The following is a 17,898-nucleotide window of genomic DNA, read 5'->3' as shown; positions in this document are numbered from 1 at the left end:
GAACGACGACGCAACAGTTCGCGATGCACACCCCGCACAGCCGGTGAACATCGAAACGTAGTACGGCACAACCGATGACAACGCAGTCAGCGAGTCTGCATACTGACGGAGCTTGGCTGTATCGAGGGGACATCGATGAGAATACGACCGCGGCAACAACTTCTGGACCTCTGGCGCGCGCACCTGCGGACCACGTTCCACGATGACAAGTGGGTCTGGGGCGGACGAGACGGCCGCAATTCGGTCAGCGACGCCGAACAGTTGATGTGCCTGCTGTATCCGTCGAGCGAGTTGGCGAATTTCGCCCTCGACCCGGACAGCATCGCGACCGCCGACGATGTCGCCGCCGTGATGGCCGTTCTCGGCGACGACATCCGGGTCGGCGGCACGCTGGTGACAAAGCTCGAGGAGTTCCTCGACGCCTACACCGACGCCGACGGGGAACCGACTTTCGCCGGCGGCAGCTACTTTCGCGACGCGGGCTTCGGGGAACCATCGGCGGCGCAGCGTGAGTTGGAGGTCGTCGACTCGTATTCGATGTCGCTGAGCCTGTGTATCGCTTCGCTGCGCTTTCTGCGTGGCATCGAGCGATACCTCGAACACGAGGTGCGACGTGAGGCTCGCCGGCTCAACGAACGCGTCAAGGCATTGATCCCGCGGGTGAGCACCCGGCTGACCTGCGCGATGGTCGGCTTGATCCGCAGTTTCGTGATGGACACCCCGCCGTTCTCCTCACCGGCCGGGCAGGAGATCCTCGATCTGGTCAACCAGACCGGCGCCCCGGCCAAAGAGATCATCGCCGAATTCTCCGCCGCGCTCGGCACGATCCGCGTGCAGGCAGAGACCGACGTGCGCTCCGGTCACCCGGAAGGGATCGACCTGCGCGACGACAATCGCGCCTTCGAATGCGGCTGGACGTGGAGCATCGGCGCGAACGTCGGCGCCCGTGCCGACATTACGGCCAGGATCGCCACCCAGCCCGGATATGCGATCACCCAGCCCTATCTCTACTTCACCCTCGTCGCACTCGACGGCATCAAAGATCTTTATTCCCAACGTACTTCGGAGCCAGATCTGTTCGAGCCGCATCAGGTCGAGCTGGTCGAGTCGCTCAAGCGCCGCGCGGAACTGGCGCAGAAGTACTGGTCGACGATCTCGCGCTTCGGCAGCGGACGCTGGCCACTCGAGGACCTGCCGTGGCGCACGTCCGACGGAAAGCAGTCGGACTACTACAGCCTGGCCGTCACCGCGTTCCTCATCCAGGATCTGCTGGAGAAGGAGTCCACCACCGATCTGGAGCGCACCGTCGCGGTACTGCGTCAGCTGGCCGAGCGCGGCCGGATCATCAGTCGTCCGGTTCCCGACGACCCGGCAGACCGGCTGCACCATCCCGGACTCCTGTTGACGCTCAAGGGATCCGAGGAGGTCGAGGCCGGTCCGGCGATCGGTTATCACGTGAGCGACTACACCACCTTGCTGCTCAAGCGCAGCCTCCAGGCCGCCCGCCTGGCGCGCGATGTGGCCACCCGCGAGGAGCTGCTCCAACTCGCCGGATCAGCACTCGAACACATGGAGGCCAGAGCGATCACGAGTGGTCGCTCGACGGGACTGTGGGACAACCTCGGCCCCGAGGGCGATACCGCCGACGCCGCGCCGTCGTGGTTCCTGACCGAACGCATGATGGAGTGCCTGGTCGTCGCGCACAACACCTATGCCGGTCCCCCGCTGGCTTCGCAGAGCATGAGAAATACGGCGCTGGGCAAGATCAGTGAGGCAGACCACCTGTTCATCCAGGAGTCGCTCCAGGTCAGCGACTCCGTCGACTCGCCGCGATACAAGGAATTGGAGGCGATCGAACAGTCGCTCGACCGCGCCGGCGAGGTCATGGCCAAACGTCCGCACACCGCCGAGGCGCTGGCCACCGACGCCCTGCTGCGACTCGACGCGCTCGCCTACGCGCGGGAGGACGCCACCCGATGAGCGTCAACGATCCCGACTCGATCCTGGTCTTCGCGACCTCGGACAAGGGTGGCACGGGGCGCTCGGTCACCAGCTGCAACATCGCCTACCGACTGTGGCTGCGCGGCTTGGACGTGGCCTATGTCGACTTCGACTTCGGCTCGCCGACGGCGGGCGCCCTGTTCGAAATCGGCAGCGCCGAACGCGGAGTCACCGAGGGCCACGGGTTGCATTCCTATCTGCTCGGACACACCCGCGAGCCTGCGCGAATCAACGTCGGGCGCGAGACCGATCGCCCCCAGCTGCGCCGCAATCCGCCCCGGGCAGGCAGCCTGACACTGCTGCCCGGCGACGTGGGCGGCGGCGAATTCGGTTGTGACGACGCGAGTGTGGAACTCGGCGCGCTGCTGCTGGCCAATCTGCTGACCGAATTCGCCGTGGTGATAGTCGATCTCAGCGCCGGACGCTCGGTCGCCCTGGAGATCGCGTTGCGGGCCACCGCGTCGACCGTCCTGCGCAACCACACCCATCGCTGGCTGGTCTTCCACCGGTGGACCCGCCAGCACGTGCTGGCCGCCGGCGGTCTGGTGCACGGACCGCACGGGCTACTCAAGACCGCCACCATATGGGGTCACAAGGAGAGCGAGCTGATGGCCTCGATGCGCTGCGTGCGCACGGCGGTCGCCGAATCGGACGCGACCCGCTCGGTGGACCCGGCACAGGCGACCTGGCTGAAGGAACAGTCGAACGCGCTGCGCGAACTGGCAACGACCAACGGCATCGGCGCGGCCATGGTGCTCGGCCAGACTCCGATCGAGCCCATGCTGCAATGGCGTGAACAGCTCATTCTCGATGCCGATGTCGGCGCCCGGCTGGCCAACCCGGCGACTGTCGATGCGTACACGAATCTAGCTCGGCGGCTGACCGATTCGGCGACCTGGGATACGAGCAGATGAGTTCACCGATCTATCGGGAAGCTTCCGAGGATGCCGATATCACGCCGCTACCCATGGCCCACCTGTCGATCGAGGTCTGCCACTTCCGGCACGAGGAGATCATCGACGACACCGACATGGTCCGAGCGCAATTCCGGCGCGCAGTCCCGCTGGTCGCCGCGTTCATCGAGTCGGCGCGGGTCGAATTCGGACCGAACACGCGAGTGAGTACGTGCTATCTCACCGACGACTACTTCCAGCCCCGCTTCGAACCGGCGAAGGTGCTCGACCGGCTGCTCGGCGCCGCCGACGACGCCGGCCTGACCATCGACTATCTGGCCAGGGAGTCGGCCTGCCACCTGGCGCCGGTGTTCGCGGAGGGGGTTGCCATCGGCACACCGGTACCGGTCGCGGAGATGGTCGCGGCGCGGCTCATCGCACAGCCGGAGGACGAGTTGACCGCCACCGGAGGGAGACCGCCGACGACCGAATTCGGCTGGCTGTGCAACGGCCGCCGAGAACAGAACGGCTCCTCCCGCGCGGCCATGCATCCCCAACCGTATCGACCTCCGCAGGAGTACGGCCGCGGCGAGCATTCGATCTTCCTCGACGTGGAGTTGTGGCACGACCGGGACGAGACGGCGCGCCGATGGTCGTGCCCGTTCCTGGCCGCTGTGTGGCAGCTCGTGCGGCTGGGCATGTTGCGCTATCACGGTGCGCCCGTGGTCGAGCCACAGTTGTGGTCCCCCGATCGAGAGTGGCCCGACCGCTGGCAGGACCTGCCGCCGGTGGTGCAGCTCACCGCGGACGCGGCGCCGTTCACGGCCTACCGGACACTGTCGATGCTGCCCAAGCGCTATCTGCTGATCGAGTCGGCCGTGCGGGTGATCCTCGATCACCTCGCGCCCGATGACGATGTCGCCGCCCAGGTGGCGGCCCAGGGACGAGCCGAACGGGTGCCGATCCCGGCCAAAGTCGTTGAGCGCGTAGGGCATCTGCTGCTGGATGGGACCTGATCTTGTCCGCGTCCGCCCCACCGCGCCGCACCACGTCACGACCTTCCACGCCGGTCGTGGTGCTCGGCGAGATCCGCACCCGTCTGCTGCCGCATTCGTTGACCCTGGACAGCCTGGCCACCGAAGAGGTGCTGGCGACAGTTGCGGGCACGACCGTCGTGCGGCGCGAAAGGCCTTGTCCCCTGGCTTTTTCCCCTCGCCGCGCCACCGGCATCGACTGTCATCTCGGCTGGGGTGAGACAGCGAGCGCGACCGCCCGGGTGGTGGGAACAGTCGCGTCGACCGCGATCCTGGTGGGCGGGCGGATCGCACAGCTGTCCTCGCACACCACGGTGGTGCGGGCCCAGCAGAAAAAGCGCATGCCGTGGTCGCATTACATCGGTCGCCTCGGGGTCACCGAGATCATCGGCGAACTCCCCGACCACTCGATCGCCGATACAGAACTGGCGGCAGGCTTCTACGCCCCTCGGGGCGCCACCACCCTGGATCTCGGCTCGATCTGTACCGGGCATCTCGAAGACCTGCGTTCCTCGCCACTGCTGGATCAGCGCCCACCGCTGCGGGCGCCGACGACACGACTGCGCTGGTGCGCCGTCATCGGCGGCAGCACCGGCCCCGCCGTGTCGATGCGCGTCGAGGACGGGGAGTCGAGGACATTGCGGGTCACGGTCAAGGAGGCCGCGGATCTCCCCGATGCCCTGCGGTTCTGCGAGGATGTCGCGATCCACGACTGGCTGCTCACGGTGATCGACGCGCGGGTGCGCTCGGCCGAGGCCTTCGACGACGGTCGGCAGGTCGCCATCCTCGCGCCGGTGCTCGAACATCTGACCCACCTGTGGATGCCGGGCGCGCAGGTGGCCGCCTCGATGCGGGCGCCGTGGCGGGACTTGCAGACCGCGGCCGGCCTTTCCAAACAGTGGACCGCCCGCGTCGAACAGATTCAACGCCGGATCGAGGTGGCAACCTACTACGCCGCACGCGGCGCGAATTCGGTCGGCCGCAGCTGATCACAGCCGAAACCACCGACGGACCAGCAACGCGAAGAACACCGACATCGAGACCGCGCCAAGGCACGCCTCGACCGCGAACAGGACTTTCGCCTGCGGTTCCATCCCCGTGACATTGTTCGGGTCGAGCGGATTCAGAAAGGTCAGTACCGCCAGGTAGACGACGTCGGTCGACGACCTGGTCCCCGCCGACAGCAGGGCGATGCCGGTACAGAGCGCGATCTGCACAACAACCCAGCCGAGCAGCCGAAACGGCCGATAGCCATAGCCGCACAGGAGGTCGGCGGCCATACTGACGCCGCGTTCCCATCCCGGCGCCATCGTGGCGCGCCGGGCTCGCGCCAGCTCGAGCCCGCACCGATCCTCGGCGGCGGAGTCGTGCGCACGGCGGTACAGCTCCATCGCGCCGGTCCAGGCACGCACCGCGTGCGCAGGCAACTCGCTACGGGCGAGCGCGGCGCCCAATGTCTCGAATTGACTTGCGAGGAGTGCGTTCTGGGTCGGGCTCAACCGCAGTGGCCCGCGGAACTCGACCTCGGCCGCGATCAGCCCGGCGATCAGTGGCTTGCGCATCGACCACGGCTCGTCGTCCGGGCCGACGTTCGACACCTGCTCGTAGACAGAGCCGAAACGCAGCTTGTTGCTGTACCGCCCGCGGATCAGCAGCGCGGAGTCATCGAGCAAGGCCTCGATGACGATGTCGAGATCGTTCAGGCTGTCGGTCTCCGCGATGTCGGACGAATCCAGCCGCTTGGCGTAGTCCTCCGCGCGGTCCTCGATCGCGTCGCTGACCGAATCGTGTTGCGATGACGACCCCCCACCCCTCGTCATGTCGTGCTCCTGCGCCGTGCCAGTGTCGAATCAGGCTCCAGGGTAACCGTTTTCGTCAGTAACGACCGTCGGCAGCTCGGGCAATCTGCGCAGCTTGTATACCAGCACGTCGCGTGGATGGCCTTCGCCGAAATATTCTTCGTCGTGCACGCGCATGACGAAGCCGAAGTCCTTGAACAGGGTGTACGCGGTGACGTTCTTCGGGTCGACGGTCAACCAGATCTCGTCCGCGTCCCCCTTGTCCTGGCACACCTCGATACTGTGCTGCAGCAGCCCGCGCCCGTAACCGTGACCGCGCCGATCGGGCGAGACCGCGAGGCTGAGCAACCACGCCCGCGAGCCTTCGCCCATGATCGTCAGCGCGTACCCGACCACCTCGTCCTCATCGTCGCCGGGCTCCACGGCGACGACACTGCGGGAACTGTCCGCGTGGAGCAACTGACGAAGAACGAAGAAGGGGTACGGGCCGGTCGGAAAGGCCGCTCCGTCGATCACCTGAATGTCAGGCAGGTCTCCCGGCGTCGGCTCCCGATATTCCACAGTTGTTTCCGCGATGGTGGTCATCTGCTCCCTTGCGTTCGCGCACAAGAACACCCCTGAGGTCAAGCGTAGACGCCCGCACCGGCTCTCTCACATCGAAACCGAGGGAAGTGTACTCAGCGCCTCGGTCGTCTGTCGGCAGCGGCGGGATGCGTGCGCCATCGCGGCGCGATTCGCCTCACAGCGCCAAGCGGACCATATCGGCGGTGCGGGCCAACCCGGGAAACGCCTCCGGCGTGGAGCGGGGGTGCAGGGCGTGGACCGCCAGCCGGAACATCAAGGCGCGTAACAGCATTTGGGGCCATTCGGGCAGAGTCGCCCAGCGGTCGAGTAAGCCGTCGTCGCCCCCGCCCCAGGCCAGTGCGTCGACGACGACGACCCCGGCGGCCCAGGTGGCGGGGCGCCAGTAGGGGGTGATGTCGGTGAGGCCGGGGGTGTGGGCGCCGGTGAACAGGACGGTGCCGAAGAGGTCGCCGTGGACTAGTTGGTCGGGGCCGCGGACCGGTTTGCGCAGGGTGGAGAGTTGGCCGATCAGTTCGAGGGAGCGCTGGCCGTCGGGGGTGGCGGCGACGGGGACACCGCCCGCGCGCAGGGTGCGCAGCGGGACCGATTCCCAGGCGGCGCGGTCGGCGGCGACGAACACGTCCACGTCGACCCAGGGCGCGACGGGCGGTTGGACCAGGAAGCGGGGGCGTTCCAGTTCCGCTGTCGCCTTGTGCAGGCGCAGCGAGACGGAGACGACCTCGTCGTGGCGGGGCTCGGGGGCTCCGTCGACGAAGGTGTCGGCGCGCCACCCGGAGACAACATAGCGACCGTCGGTGGCGCGGACGGGGCGGGCGACGCGCAGTCCGTCGACCGCGAGGTGTTCGCGTACTTTCGCCGACCACGCGGCCCGCGCGTGATCGGCGACGGGGCTGAGTACCACGTCACCCATGCGCCAGCCACCGTCCCAGTCCCCGAGGGAAACCGGCGTCACTTCGCGAAGCCCGAATGTGGCTCGCACATGCTCGGGAGGTTCGACTGAGGTCACGGCCGTACCGTAACCCCGCGATCACCGCAGGCGACCCAAGGCACGCTGTGATAGTCCACTTTGCGACCTCACCGCAATATGCGATGAGGTCGCAAACCGGCAGCTATCGGGTCAGTAGACCGGAAGCGACGGATCGACCTGCTTGGCCCAGGCCACCACGCCGCCCTGCAGATGCGTCGCGTCGGCGAAACCGGCGCGCTTCAACGCGGCCAGCGCCTCGGCCGAACGGATGCCGGTCTTGCAGTGCAGCACGATCGGCTTGTTCTGCGGCAGTTCGGACAGGGCCTCACCGGACAGGATGCGGTCCTTGGGGATCAGGGTCGCGCCCGCGATGTGGACGATGTCCCACTCCACCGGCTCGCGCACGTCGATCAGCTCGACCTTGTCGGCGTCGAGAAGATCCTTGAGCTCGGCGGCGGTGATGGTCGACCCGGCCGCGGCGGCGGTGCCTTCCTCCGACACCACACCGCAGAACGCGTCGTAGTCGATCAGTTCGGTGATCGGCTCACGCTGCGGATCGCGGCGCAGCTTGATGGTGCGGTAGTTCATGTCCAATGCGTCGTAGACCATCAGGCGGCCGAGCAGCGTCTCGCCGATACCGGTGATCAGCTTGATCGCCTCGGTCACCATCACCGATCCGATCGACGCGCACAGCACGCCGAGCACGCCACCCTCGGCGCAGGACGGGACCATTCCCGGCGGCGGGGCCTCCGGGTACAGGTCGCGGTAGTTGATGCCGCGACCGTCGGGGGCGTCTTCCCAGAACACCGAGACCTGGCCCTCGAAGCGGTAGATCGAGCCCCACACGTAGGGCTTGCCCGCGAGGACGGCGGCGTCGTTGACGAGGTAGCGGGTGGCGAAGTTGTCGGTGCCGTCGACGATCAGGTCGTACTCGGCGAACAGCTCGACCGCGTTCTCCGGTTCCAGCCGGATCTTGTGCAGCCGCACGTCGATCCCGGAGTTGATCTCCAGAATGGAATCGCGGGCGCTGTCGGCCTTGGGACGGCCGATATCGGATTCGCCGTGGATGATCTGGCGCTGCAGGTTGGAGGCGTCGACCTCGTCGAACTCGACGATGCCGAGGGTGCCGACACCGGCGGCGGCCAGATAGAGCAGGGCAGGCGAGCCGAGGCCGCCCGCGCCGATCACGAGGACCTTGGCGTTCTTCAACCGCTTCTGACCGTCGACACCGAGATCGGGAATGATCAGGTGCCTGCTGTAGCGAGCGATTTCGTCTTTGGTCAGTTCCGCGGCCGGCTCGACGAGCGGCGGCAACGTCCCATGAAGAGACACGTGAGAACTCCTGTATCTATGGCGGCGGGCGCGGCCGTGAACCGGTGGCCGCTCTGCTGACTACAACAAGACCTGCCGCGCTGTTCTTCCCCGTTCATGTTCCCGCATGGGCGAGGCCACTATCCGCGCGGGTACGGCCAGGGGTTGAAGCGGCAGGTCTTGCCGTCGGCGGGAACCACGCCGTGGGGGTCGAGTAGGGCGATGTCGTTGTTCTTGGTGCCGAATGTCTGCTGCATCATGATCGGCGCGAGTCCGCCGTCGGTCTCGCACGGCTGATGGCCGTGGTAGCCGATGGCGTGGCCGACCTCGTGGTTGATCTGGTACTGGCGGTAGGAGCCGATGTCGCCGTCGAAGGCCAGCGCGCCGCGCACCCAGCGGACCTCGGAGAGCACGACGCGGTCGAGGTCGGCGTTGTAACACGACGAGTCGATCGGGATCTCGAATCCGCACGCGGCGCGGGTGCTCTCGCGCGAGGTGAGCGAGAGGCGGAAGTCGGCCGGGCCCGCGTCGATGCGCTGGAAGCCGAATTTGGGGTCGTTGGTCCAACTCTTGGGGTTGGCCAGGGTGGTCTCCACCATCTTCGCCACGGCGCCGTCGCCACCGAACGGTGACGTGTCGATGCCGTCCTCGACTTCGACGGTGTAGCGGAACACGCGCTCGGTGCCCGCCCCGACCTGAGCGCTGGTGCCCGGCACGATGTGCCAGGTGCCTGCCGCGCGTTCGACGTATTCGCCACCCTCCGGCAGCGCGCCGAGGGGCAGATCGGCGGGGAACTTTCCGTCGCCGGGCGGTGCGCCGATGATGCCGGACTGCGCCACCTTGGGGCTGAGCGCGCCGAAGCCGGGATCGCTGGGCAGCGGTATCGGGCCGGTGCGCACCGCGTCGACGACGACCAGCACGGTGATGGCGAGCAGCACCGGCAACGCGTAGGCCCGCCAGCCGTACGCGGAGACGAATCGGCCGAGGGCGCTCTGCTTCTTCGCATCGCGCTGTGGGCTGCGGGCGCGGCCGTTGTCGTTGTCGGTGGGATCCCAGCGGGCACGTAGGGGCTGGCGGGATCGGTCGGCGGGCTGATAGAGCCCGAGCGGGTCATAGACCTGCAGTTCCCGCCCCTCCGACGCCGACGTGACAGCACCGGACTCGGAGGGGTGCGTGGAGCGAGCGATATCGCGCCCGCCGTCGGCATGGTCATCCGTCCGGTCGGTCACCCCATCAGATTCTCACAGTAGGCAAATCCGCCGTGCGGGCGGCCGGAGGAGATCGCCCGGTTACGGCCCGGCGAACTCCGCGGACTGGTACTACATTTCCAGGGCGAGACGCAGGGTGAACACCGTGCGAGTATCGTCTTTGGGATACCCGGACCGCACACCTCCGGCCGGGGGAATCGACTATCTATAGAGAGCCGAGATGACTGACCTCGTGGACCGCATGCCCTCGCGCCGATCGGTGCCGGAGACGGTCCCGGCCAAGCGCGGTACCCGCCTGCCTCGTGACGAGCGCCGTCAGCAGTTGCTGCTCGCCGCCAGCGAGGTCTTCGTCCAGCGCGGCTACCACGCGGCGGGCATGGACGAGATCTCCCAGGTGGCCGGGGTCAGCAAGCCGGTGCTGTATCAGCACTTCGCCAGCAAGCTGGAGCTGTACCTGGCGGTGCTGCAGAACTACGTCGACATTCTGGTGTCGAGCGTGCGTCAGGCGCTGCGCTCCACCACCGACAACAAGCAGCGCGTGCGGGCCGCGGTCGCCGCGTACTTCGATTTCGTCGACAACGAGATGCAGGGCTTCCGCCTGGTCTTCGAATCCGACCTCACCAGCGAACCGCAGGTGCAGCGCCGGGTCGAGCAGGCCACCGAGGCATGTGTCGACGCGGTGTTCGATCTGGTCGCCCACGACTCGGGTCTCGATCCCTACCGCGCCCGCATTCTCGCCGTCGGCCTCGTCGGCGCGAGCCAGTTCTCGGCGCGCTACTGGCTCGAAGCCGATCGCCCGGTCCCCAAGGACGAAGCGGTCGACACCACGGTCTCGCTGGCGTGGGGCGGCCTCAAGCACGTGCCACTGACCGCAGCCCAGCGTGCGTATTCGCAGGAACTCTGAACTAACGACAAATGCCCCGTCATCTTCGAAGATGACGGGGCATTTTCGTGTTCGCGGCTCAGACGGTGGCGAACCCCACGCGGCCGGTGGCCGGGGAACCGATTTCCACGTAGGCGACCTTCGCGGCCTGGATCAGGAACTTGCGGCCCTTCTCGTCGGTGAGCGACACGACGCCGGCGGAGCCGCTCAGCGCATCGGACACCAGCGCCTCGATCTCGTCAGGGCTCTGCGCACTGTTGATGACGAGCTCTCGCGGGCTATCCGAAATACCGATCTTGACCTCCACGGCCAACCTCCGAACGTAAGAGTCCTGTGTTGTCAGGTCCCAGGCTAGTGCAGCCCGAACACCACCGCTCCCACACCTGGTGCGCTGTCAGCGAACGGGGTCAGGCCGGCTCGATCAGTTGGATCTCCAATTCGATCTTCACGGTGTCCGACAGCATGCCCGGCATGGCGACGCCGACCCCGAAGTCGGTGCGCTTGATGGCGCCGGTGGCGGAGAAGCCGGCGTGGCGGGTGCCGTCGGGGAAGTCGGCGACGCCGCCCCATTCGACGTCGAGGGTCAGCGGCTGGGTGATCGCGCCGAGGGTGGCCTCGCCGGTGACGGTGAAGGTCTCGGCGACCCGAACCGGCTGGGTGGAACGGAAGCTCAGGGTCGGGCGGTTGGCGACGTCGAGGAAGTCGGCCTGGCGGATGTGGGCGTCGCGGTCGGCGTTGCTGGTGTCGAAGGAATCGAGTTCGATGGTGGCGCCGAGAGTGGCCGCGCCCGTTTCGTCGACGACGAACTCGGTCTGGAAGCGGGTGAAGCCGCCGCGCACCTTGGCGATCCCGAGGTGGCGAATGGTGAACGCGACCGAGGAGTGGGCGGCGTCGAGGGCCCAGGATCCGGTCTTCAACTGCTGGGTCTGTGTCGAGGAAGTCATGTACCCACCCTGACCGGACTACGGTCCGTTAACCAGACCGCGGTTATCCTGGTCCTGGCAGGGCGTGGCTGAAAATGCCATGACCGGGCACCATCGAGACATGGTAGGCGCAGATATGGCAGATCATCCGGGCGCTCGTTCGGCATTCGCGGAACTTCTCGTCGCCCGTCGAGCCGAGCTGAATCCGGCCGACGTGGGCCTGCCCGGCGGCGGCAGGCGTCGCACCCCTGGTCTCCGCCGTGAAGAGGTCGCGGTGCTGGCCGGCGTCAGCGCCGACTATCTGGCCCGGCTCGAACAGGGCCGCGACACCAACCCGTCGATGGCAGTCGTCGACGCGCTCGCCACCGCCCTGCGGTTCAACGACACCGAGCGGGGCCATTTCGCCTGGCTGGCCCTGACCACCAGCAGCGACGCCCGGTGCCCGAGTACCGCTTTCGATCCCGCCCTCGATCAGGTGCCCGCGGCCCTGCGCGGCGTGCTCGACTCGCTCGACCCCACCCCGGCGTTCGCTCTCGGACCCCGTGCCACCGTGCTCGCCTGGAACAACGCGTGGTCGGAACTGGCCGCCCCGCTCGGCCTGCTCGACAATCCCGACCTGGTCAACCTGGCCCTGTGGACGTTCCGCCATCCGCTCGCCCGCGCCACGGTCACCGACTGGGCCCAGTTCGCCGACCAACTCGCCGACCAGCTCGCCAGAACGCGCCTGCGTCGCCCCGATGACGAACGCGTCGCCGAACTCATCGCCGACCTGTGCGAGGAACCCGAGTTCGCCCGCCGCTGGCAACCCCACCGTCTCGCGGAGGATCTGCCCACCCTGCTCGGCTTCGAACACCCCACCCGAGGCACCATCACCTACACGGTGCAGACGCTGGCCGCCGACAACGATCAACAGGTCGTGATCTGGCTACCACGCGAAACCGTATCCCGCGCACCGGAATTGCGCCTGGTCCAACACCACGCGATCGGTGGCTGACGACCGATCGCCCCGGCTACAGGCCCAGTTCCGCCATGCGGGCCGCGTGCCGCTGCTGCATGCGGTCGAACAGGGTCGCGATGCCGTTGAGATCGCCGGTGGCGGCGAGGACCAGTTCGGCCAGCTCGTCGCGCTGGGCCATCACGAACTGCGCCTGCGTGATCGCCTCACCGAGCAGCCTGCGCCCCCACAGGGTGAGGCGGTCGCGCTCGGAGCGGCTGGCCGCCACCGCGCCGCGGACCTCGTCGACCACGAACTGCGAGTGACCGGTCTCGGCGAGGACATCGCGCACCACATCGGAGACCTCGGCGGGCAGCGCGCCCGCGATCTCGGTGTAGAAGTCGGCGGCCAGGCCGTCGGCGACGTAGAACTTCACCATCGACTCGAGCCACGTCGACGGGTCCGTGGAGGCGTGGTAGGAGTCCAGCGCGCCCTGGTACTGCGCCATCGCGGCTTCGGCGTCGGCGCCGCGCTCGGTGAGCGCCGCTTCCAGGGTCTCGAAATGCGCGAGCTCGGCGGCGGCCATCTTGGCGACGCCGATCCGGCCGCGTAGCGACGGCGCCTGCTTAGCCTCTTCGGCGAGCCGATAGAACGCGGACAGCTCGCCGTAGGCGAGGACCGCGAACAGCTCCGTCACCCCCGCGTGGTCCGCGGCGAGCGGCTCGGTCGAGAAGAATTCCGGCGCGGCAGAGGTCTGGGCTCCCATGACTGTCAACAATAGTCCCGATCGGTACTCAGTCGCGTTCGGCCAGGAATTTGTCCAGGTGCGCCCACGTGGTTTCGCGAGCCTCCGGTCCGGTGAGAATGCCGAGGTGACTGCCCGGAACGAGCTCGTAGGTGACCGAAGGCGAGCCCGTCAGCGTGCGCAAACCGGCCTCGACAGCGGCGTGGGGGGTGATCACGTCGGACTTGCCGCCGATCAGCAGAACGGGCACGCGCACGTCGGCGAGTTCGATGGTCCGGTCGCGCAGTTCGAGCCTGCCGTTGCCGATGTCGTTGGCCAGCATCATCCGGCCCCACAACTGGTTGTAGAAACGGCCGGGGTAGCCGGGCATGGCAGCCTGGAAACGGTCGATGGATTCCATCTTGGCCAAGGTCCCGGTGTTCGCGATATTGCTCGCGATGAATCTCGGACGCGCCAGTTCACGGTCGTAGGCGGCGAGCCGATAGGCCAGTTTGGTCAGCGGTGCCGGAATGCCGCCCGCGGCCCGGACCGCCGTGGTGGCGCCCCAGCCGCCGGTGAGGCCGGCGACGGCACGCAGCTGCGGAATACCGAGCATCTTGTCGTAGTCGAGCGGCGGGCCGACCCCGGTGACCGAGCGGATCGGCAATTCCGGGTTCGCGGCCGCGGTGAGCAGCGAGAACATGCCCCCGACGGACCAGCCGATCAGATCGACCGGGGCACCGCCGCGATCGGCGCTCACGCGCAGGATCGCCTCGGGCAGGATGTCGAGGACCCAGTCCTCGAAGCCCATCCGGCGATCGGCGAAGGAGATGTCGCCGTAGTCGACCAGGTAGGGCGCGCGGCCGGTCTCCACCAGGTACCGGGCCAGGCTCTGGTCGCGGCGCAGGTCGAAGCAGGTGGCGGGCGCGGCCAGTGGCGGCACCAGCAGCACCGCGGAATCGCTTGCGGCAGAATGGAATTCAGTATCGTAGCGACGCAGCAGACGGTGCGGCTCGTCCCACAGCACGGTCGAGGGCACCGGGTCGACGGGCTCGATGCCTGCGCCGAAGCTCAGCGCCCACGCGTTGCGCGCGGCAGTGGTGACGGTGTCGGTGAAACTCACGACTAGAAATGTCTCACACACGGTACCGCCGGTACCAGTGAGCTCGATTACACCTGCGGACACGCGCGAAATCCGGCGCCGATGAATTGCGCTGCGACACACCACTCGTCCCGAGGTAAACCCGTGGCGAGCCCGTATTCGCACGGCATTCAAACCACGTCGAAATTCGGATTCCGCAGAATATCACGCTACAATCTCCGTGGACAACGCTAGTTTCGACGCCCGGACATACTCCGCGGCGTGGCACTCCACCGGCGCACAGCGCGGGCGGACAGCGGCGTTGCCCAGACAGCAATGTCGAAGAAAATGTGCGCGCAACGAATCCGCATCACCGCAGCGCCGCGCCGATGACACCGTCTCGACGACCACGCATAACGCCTGGTCGGCGATGGTTATCCGGCGCCGGCCCGGTGAATATCACAGGCGGGTATGTGGTCGTCGCGGGCCGACCGGCCCGCCCCACCTCGTGCGTGCGAGATGCAATGACGAGGAAGGCACGAACACTGAGCAAGATCACCGTCGAACAGGAACCCGGTTTGGCCGACACACTCCTGACGGCCGAACTGGACAACACCCACATCCCGCCGAGTTTCGCCGAATTGGGCGTGCGCGAAGAAATCGTGCGCGCACTCGGTGAGATCGGGATCGAACGCACCTTCGCGATTCAGGAACTGACCCTGCCGCTGGCACTGGCCGGCGAGGATCTCATCGGCCAGGCCCGCACCGGCATGGGCAAGACCTTCGGTTTCGGCGTGCCGCTGCTGCACCGCATCGCCACCGCCGACACCGGCACCACCCCGCTCGACGGCACCCCGCGCGCGCTGGTCATCGTGCCGACGCGTGAGCTGTGCATCCAGGTCACCAAGGACCTGGAGAACGCGAGCAAGTTCCTGACCAACCACCAGGGTTCGCTGAAGGTCGCCGCCATCTACGGTGGCCGCCCCTACGACACCCAGATCGCCGCACTGCGCGACGGCGTCGACGTGGTCGTCGGCACCCCGGGTCGCCTGCTGGATCTGGCGAACCAGAATCACCTGATCCTCGGCAAGATCGGCGTGCTCGTCCTCGACGAGGCCGACGAGATGCTCGACCTGGGCTTCCTGCCCGATATCGAGCGCATCCTGTCGATGGTGCCCGACAAGCGTCAGACGATGCTGTTCTCGGCCACCATGCCCGGCCCGATCATCACCCTCGCCCGCACCTTCCTGACCAGGCCCACGCACATCCGCGCCGAGCTCGCCAACGACTCCGCGGTGCACGATCGCACCGCGCAGTTCGTCTACCGGGCCCACGCGATGGACAAGGCCGAACTGGTCGCGCGCGTGCTGCAGGCGGAGTCCCGCGGCGCGACGATGATCTTCACCCGCACCAAGCGCACCGCGCAGAAGGTGGCCGACGATCTCGCCGAGCGTGGTTTCAATGTCGGCGCCGTGCACGGCGACCTCGGTCAGATCGCCCGCGAGAAGGCGCTGACCAAGTTCCGCAAGGGCACCATCGACGTGCTCGTCGCCACCGATGTCGCCGCGCGCGGTATCGACATCGACGACGTCACCCACGTCATCAACTACCAGTGCCCCGAGGACGAGAAGACCTACGTGCACCGGATCGGCCGCACCGGCCGCGCGGGCCGCACCGGTGTCGCGATCACCCTCATCGACTGGGACGAGCTGCACCGCTGGGAGTCGATCAACAAGGCACTCGGCCTGAACATGGCCGACCCCGCCGAGACCTACTCGCGCTCCCCCCACCTCTACAGCGACCTCGGCATCCCCGAGGGCATCACGGGCGTGATCCGCAAGGCCGCGCCCGCCCGTGACGAAGACGCCGTAGTCGAGGAGCGCACCGAGCGCCCCAAGTCCTCCCGCAGCCGTCGCCGCACCCGTGGCGGCAAGGCCGACGCCGAGGGCACCGAGTCGACCACGACCACCGAGTCGGCCGACAACGCCGACGAAGCGGCCGAGGGCGACAAGCCCGCTCGCCGCAGGCGCCGCCGCCGCAAGCCCGCCGAGGCAGGCGACGCGGGGACCGAGTCGACCGATGCGGCAACCGCGGAGTCGAGCGCGGCTTCCGACGACGTCGCCGATTCGGCTCCGGTCGACAACGAGGGCGACGACACGGCCAAGCCCGCCCGTCGCAGGCGCCGCCGCAAGCCCGCCGGTACCGGTGCAGGTGGCGACACCGAAGCCGCGACCACCGAGTCCGCCGTGCACGCGACGGCAGGCTCCGTCCAGTAAGACCGATCGGCTAGTGTCGCTGTCGTGCTCGCACCCGAACGGCGGACGCGCGCCGACATCTTCGTAGCAATCGCGATCGCCGTCACCCTCGTGGTGGCGGCTTTCGTCGTCTGGGCGCGTGCCGATGCCACCGGCACGGATTCGGTGACGGCGGCCTCGCCCGCGCCCACCGTGACCGCGGCCACCCAGCTGCCCACCACCTTGCGCGAGCAGTGGCATGCCGCCGACGAGTCGAGCAGGCGGGCGCTCACGTCGGGCAATGTCGTGGTGACCGGCGACCACGGCACCGTGAGTGGGCGCGATCCGGTGACCGGTAACCAGCTGTGGTGGTATCGCCGGGATATGCCGCTGTGCGGGGTCGAGTCGCAGTTCGGGACCGTGATCGCCACCTATCGCGATCAGCGTGGGTGCAGCCAGTCCGTGATGCTCGAGGCCGATACCGGTCAGCGCCGGGTCGCGCGCAGCAGCTACATGGACGACGAGATCCGGGTCAGCGGCGACGGCACCTACCTGCTGGCGCTCGGCGCGAACCGGCTGGAGATGTGGCGTTCGGATCTGGTGCGCACCCTCGAGTACGGCTACGTGGATGCCCCGGTGAATCCGAATACGCAGCCGCGCAGCGGATGTGCGCTGCGGTCGGCCGCGTCGAGTTCCTCGCGTCTTGCCGTGCTCGAGCGCTGCCCGGGTGACGCGACCGACCGGCTGACCGTGCTCAATCCGGCGCCGAAGGAATCGACCGCCCCCGAGGAATACGGCTCGCGGGCGCTCACCGCACCGGGCGCCGACGCGCCTGAGATGCGGGTGATCGCGGTGTCGGACAACAAGATCGCGGTCTACTATCCGCCGACGGCCGCGACCGCCACCGGCCTCGGGCTGCCGGCCAGGATCGCCGTGCACGACGGCACCGGCAACGAGATCGCGACCCACCAGCTCGCCGCCCCGTGGGACGAGCGCACCACGGTGACCCGCCTCGGCTCGGCCATCTATGTCTTCACCGGCAACAGCCTGATCGCCTTGAGCTCCAGCTCATTACAGCCGGTCTGGACGGTGCGCGACGCGCTCGGCACCCCCGCCCTGATGGCGGGCAGGCTGCTGGTCCCGGTTCCCGACGGGCAGCTCGCGGTGGACAGCGGCAACGGCGCGACCGTCGCCCAGATCCCGGTCGCGCGCACCGACTACCGCGGCGACACCATCTCCACCGCCGTCCTGGGCAACACGGTCTTCGAACGACGCGGCGGACAGCTCTACGCGCTCGGCTGAACCCGCACTGCCATGATGG

17 protein-coding genes are annotated in these 17,898 nt (G+C 67.8%); 8 read left to right on the top strand and 9 right to left on the bottom strand.

Going from position 1 to position 17,898, the window contains the following annotated elements; translation table 11 throughout:
• Positions 1-135: 135 nt before the first annotated feature.
• From ACFVJ5_RS16005 to ACFVJ5_RS15990, 4 genes are read left to right on the top strand one after another with little or no spacing between them, the layout of a single operon-like run.
• The gene (locus ACFVJ5_RS16005; RefSeq protein ID WP_379220794.1) at positions 136-1,980 is read left to right on the top strand and encodes an SCO2524 family protein; all 1,845 of its coding nucleotides are present in this window, start codon (positions 136-138) and stop codon (positions 1,978-1,980) included.
• Positions 1,977-2,915 (top strand): SCO2523 family variant P-loop protein, encoded by a 939-nt coding sequence (locus tag ACFVJ5_RS16000; RefSeq protein ID WP_379220793.1) that lies wholly within the window; start codon positions 1,977-1,979, stop codon positions 2,913-2,915. Before ACFVJ5_RS16005 ends, ACFVJ5_RS16000 begins: the two co-directional genes overlap by 4 nt.
• Positions 2,912-3,910, top strand: a complete 999-nt coding sequence (locus ACFVJ5_RS15995) for an SCO2522 family protein (RefSeq protein WP_379220791.1) — start codon at positions 2,912-2,914, stop codon at positions 3,908-3,910. The genes ACFVJ5_RS16000 and ACFVJ5_RS15995 overlap by 4 nt, the downstream gene beginning before the upstream one ends.
• Positions 3,911-3,912: 2 nt before the next feature.
• Positions 3,913-4,917 carry an SCO2521 family protein gene (locus tag ACFVJ5_RS15990; RefSeq protein WP_379220789.1) on the top strand — a complete coding sequence of 335 codons (1,005 nt, stop codon included), beginning with the start codon at positions 3,913-3,915 and terminating at the stop codon, positions 4,915-4,917.
• Here the strand turns inward: ACFVJ5_RS15990 and ACFVJ5_RS15985 are convergent, their stop codons facing one another.
• The 5 genes from ACFVJ5_RS15985 to ACFVJ5_RS15965 form a co-directional block, all read right to left on the bottom strand.
• Positions 4,918-5,748 carry a hypothetical protein gene (locus ACFVJ5_RS15985; RefSeq protein WP_379220787.1) on the bottom strand — a complete coding sequence of 277 codons (831 nt, stop codon included), beginning with the start codon at positions 5,746-5,748 and terminating at the stop codon, positions 4,918-4,920.
• Between the two features lie 30 nt (positions 5,749-5,778).
• A complete protein-coding gene (locus ACFVJ5_RS15980; RefSeq protein WP_379220785.1) occupies positions 5,779-6,312 on the bottom strand; it encodes a GNAT family N-acetyltransferase in 534 nt (177 codons plus the stop codon).
• A 154-nt stretch (positions 6,313-6,466) separates the two neighbouring features.
• A complete protein-coding gene (locus tag ACFVJ5_RS15975) occupies positions 6,467-7,318 on the bottom strand; it encodes a TIGR02569 family protein (protein ID WP_379220783.1) in 852 nt (283 codons plus the stop codon).
• Positions 7,319-7,429: 111 nt separating this feature from the next.
• On the bottom strand, positions 7,430-8,611 hold the full coding sequence (gene moeZ, locus ACFVJ5_RS15970; RefSeq protein ID WP_378632713.1) for an adenylyltransferase/sulfurtransferase MoeZ: 1,182 nt from the start codon (positions 8,609-8,611) through the stop codon (positions 7,430-7,432).
• Positions 8,612-8,730: 119 nt separating this feature from the next.
• The gene (locus ACFVJ5_RS15965) at positions 8,731-9,819 is read right to left on the bottom strand and encodes a DUF3152 domain-containing protein (protein ID WP_379220781.1); all 1,089 of its coding nucleotides are present in this window, start codon (positions 9,817-9,819) and stop codon (positions 8,731-8,733) included.
• Between the two features lie 199 nt (positions 9,820-10,018).
• Here ACFVJ5_RS15965 and ACFVJ5_RS15960 point away from each other — a divergent pair, with 199 nt between their 5' ends.
• Positions 10,019-10,702, top strand: coding sequence for a TetR/AcrR family transcriptional regulator (locus tag ACFVJ5_RS15960; protein WP_379220779.1), 684 nt, complete (start codon positions 10,019-10,021; stop codon positions 10,700-10,702).
• Positions 10,703-10,760: 58 nt separating this feature from the next.
• On the opposite strand, the gene ACFVJ5_RS15955 is transcribed toward ACFVJ5_RS15960, so the two are convergent.
• Together ACFVJ5_RS15955 and ACFVJ5_RS15950 are read right to left on the bottom strand one after the other, a co-directional pair.
• Positions 10,761-10,988, bottom strand: coding sequence for a DUF3107 domain-containing protein (locus tag ACFVJ5_RS15955; RefSeq protein ID WP_266292485.1), 228 nt, complete (start codon positions 10,986-10,988; stop codon positions 10,761-10,763).
• A gap of 100 nt (positions 10,989-11,088) precedes the next feature.
• On the bottom strand, positions 11,089-11,625 hold the full coding sequence (locus tag ACFVJ5_RS15950) for a YceI family protein (RefSeq protein ID WP_379220777.1): 537 nt from the start codon (positions 11,623-11,625) through the stop codon (positions 11,089-11,091).
• A gap of 100 nt (positions 11,626-11,725) precedes the next feature.
• Between ACFVJ5_RS15950 and ACFVJ5_RS15945 the strand changes: the two genes are divergently transcribed.
• Positions 11,726-12,598, top strand: a complete 873-nt coding sequence (locus ACFVJ5_RS15945) for a helix-turn-helix transcriptional regulator (RefSeq protein WP_379220776.1) — start codon at positions 11,726-11,728, stop codon at positions 12,596-12,598.
• Between the two features lie 16 nt (positions 12,599-12,614).
• Here ACFVJ5_RS15945 and ACFVJ5_RS15940 read toward each other — a convergent pair whose 3' ends face one another.
• Together ACFVJ5_RS15940 and ACFVJ5_RS15935 are read right to left on the bottom strand one after the other, a co-directional pair.
• Complete coding sequence (locus tag ACFVJ5_RS15940) at positions 12,615-13,304, bottom strand: ferritin-like fold-containing protein (protein ID WP_379220774.1); 690 nt, start codon at positions 13,302-13,304, stop codon at positions 12,615-12,617.
• Positions 13,305-13,332: 28 nt separating this feature from the next.
• Positions 13,333-14,385 carry an alpha/beta fold hydrolase gene (locus ACFVJ5_RS15935; protein ID WP_379220772.1) on the bottom strand — a complete coding sequence of 351 codons (1,053 nt, stop codon included), beginning with the start codon at positions 14,383-14,385 and terminating at the stop codon, positions 13,333-13,335.
• Positions 14,386-14,867: 482 nt separating this feature from the next.
• On the opposite strand from ACFVJ5_RS15935, the gene ACFVJ5_RS15930 reads away from it, so the two are divergent.
• Both ACFVJ5_RS15930 and ACFVJ5_RS15925 read left to right on the top strand, forming a co-directional pair.
• Entirely contained in the window at positions 14,868-16,619 is a 1,752-nt protein-coding gene (locus ACFVJ5_RS15930; RefSeq protein ID WP_379220770.1) for a DEAD/DEAH box helicase, read from the top strand.
• A 24-nt stretch (positions 16,620-16,643) separates the two neighbouring features.
• A complete protein-coding gene (locus ACFVJ5_RS15925; protein ID WP_379220768.1) occupies positions 16,644-17,879 on the top strand; it encodes a hypothetical protein in 1,236 nt (411 codons plus the stop codon).
• Positions 17,880-17,898: the final 19 nt, after the last annotated feature.

It is taken from the genome of Nocardia sp. NPDC127606 (assembly GCF_042671725.1).
GTDB lineage: Bacteria > Actinomycetota > Actinomycetes > Mycobacteriales > Mycobacteriaceae > Nocardia.
Note: the sequence above shows the minus strand (reverse complement) of the source record. Positions and strands in the feature narration are given on the sequence as shown.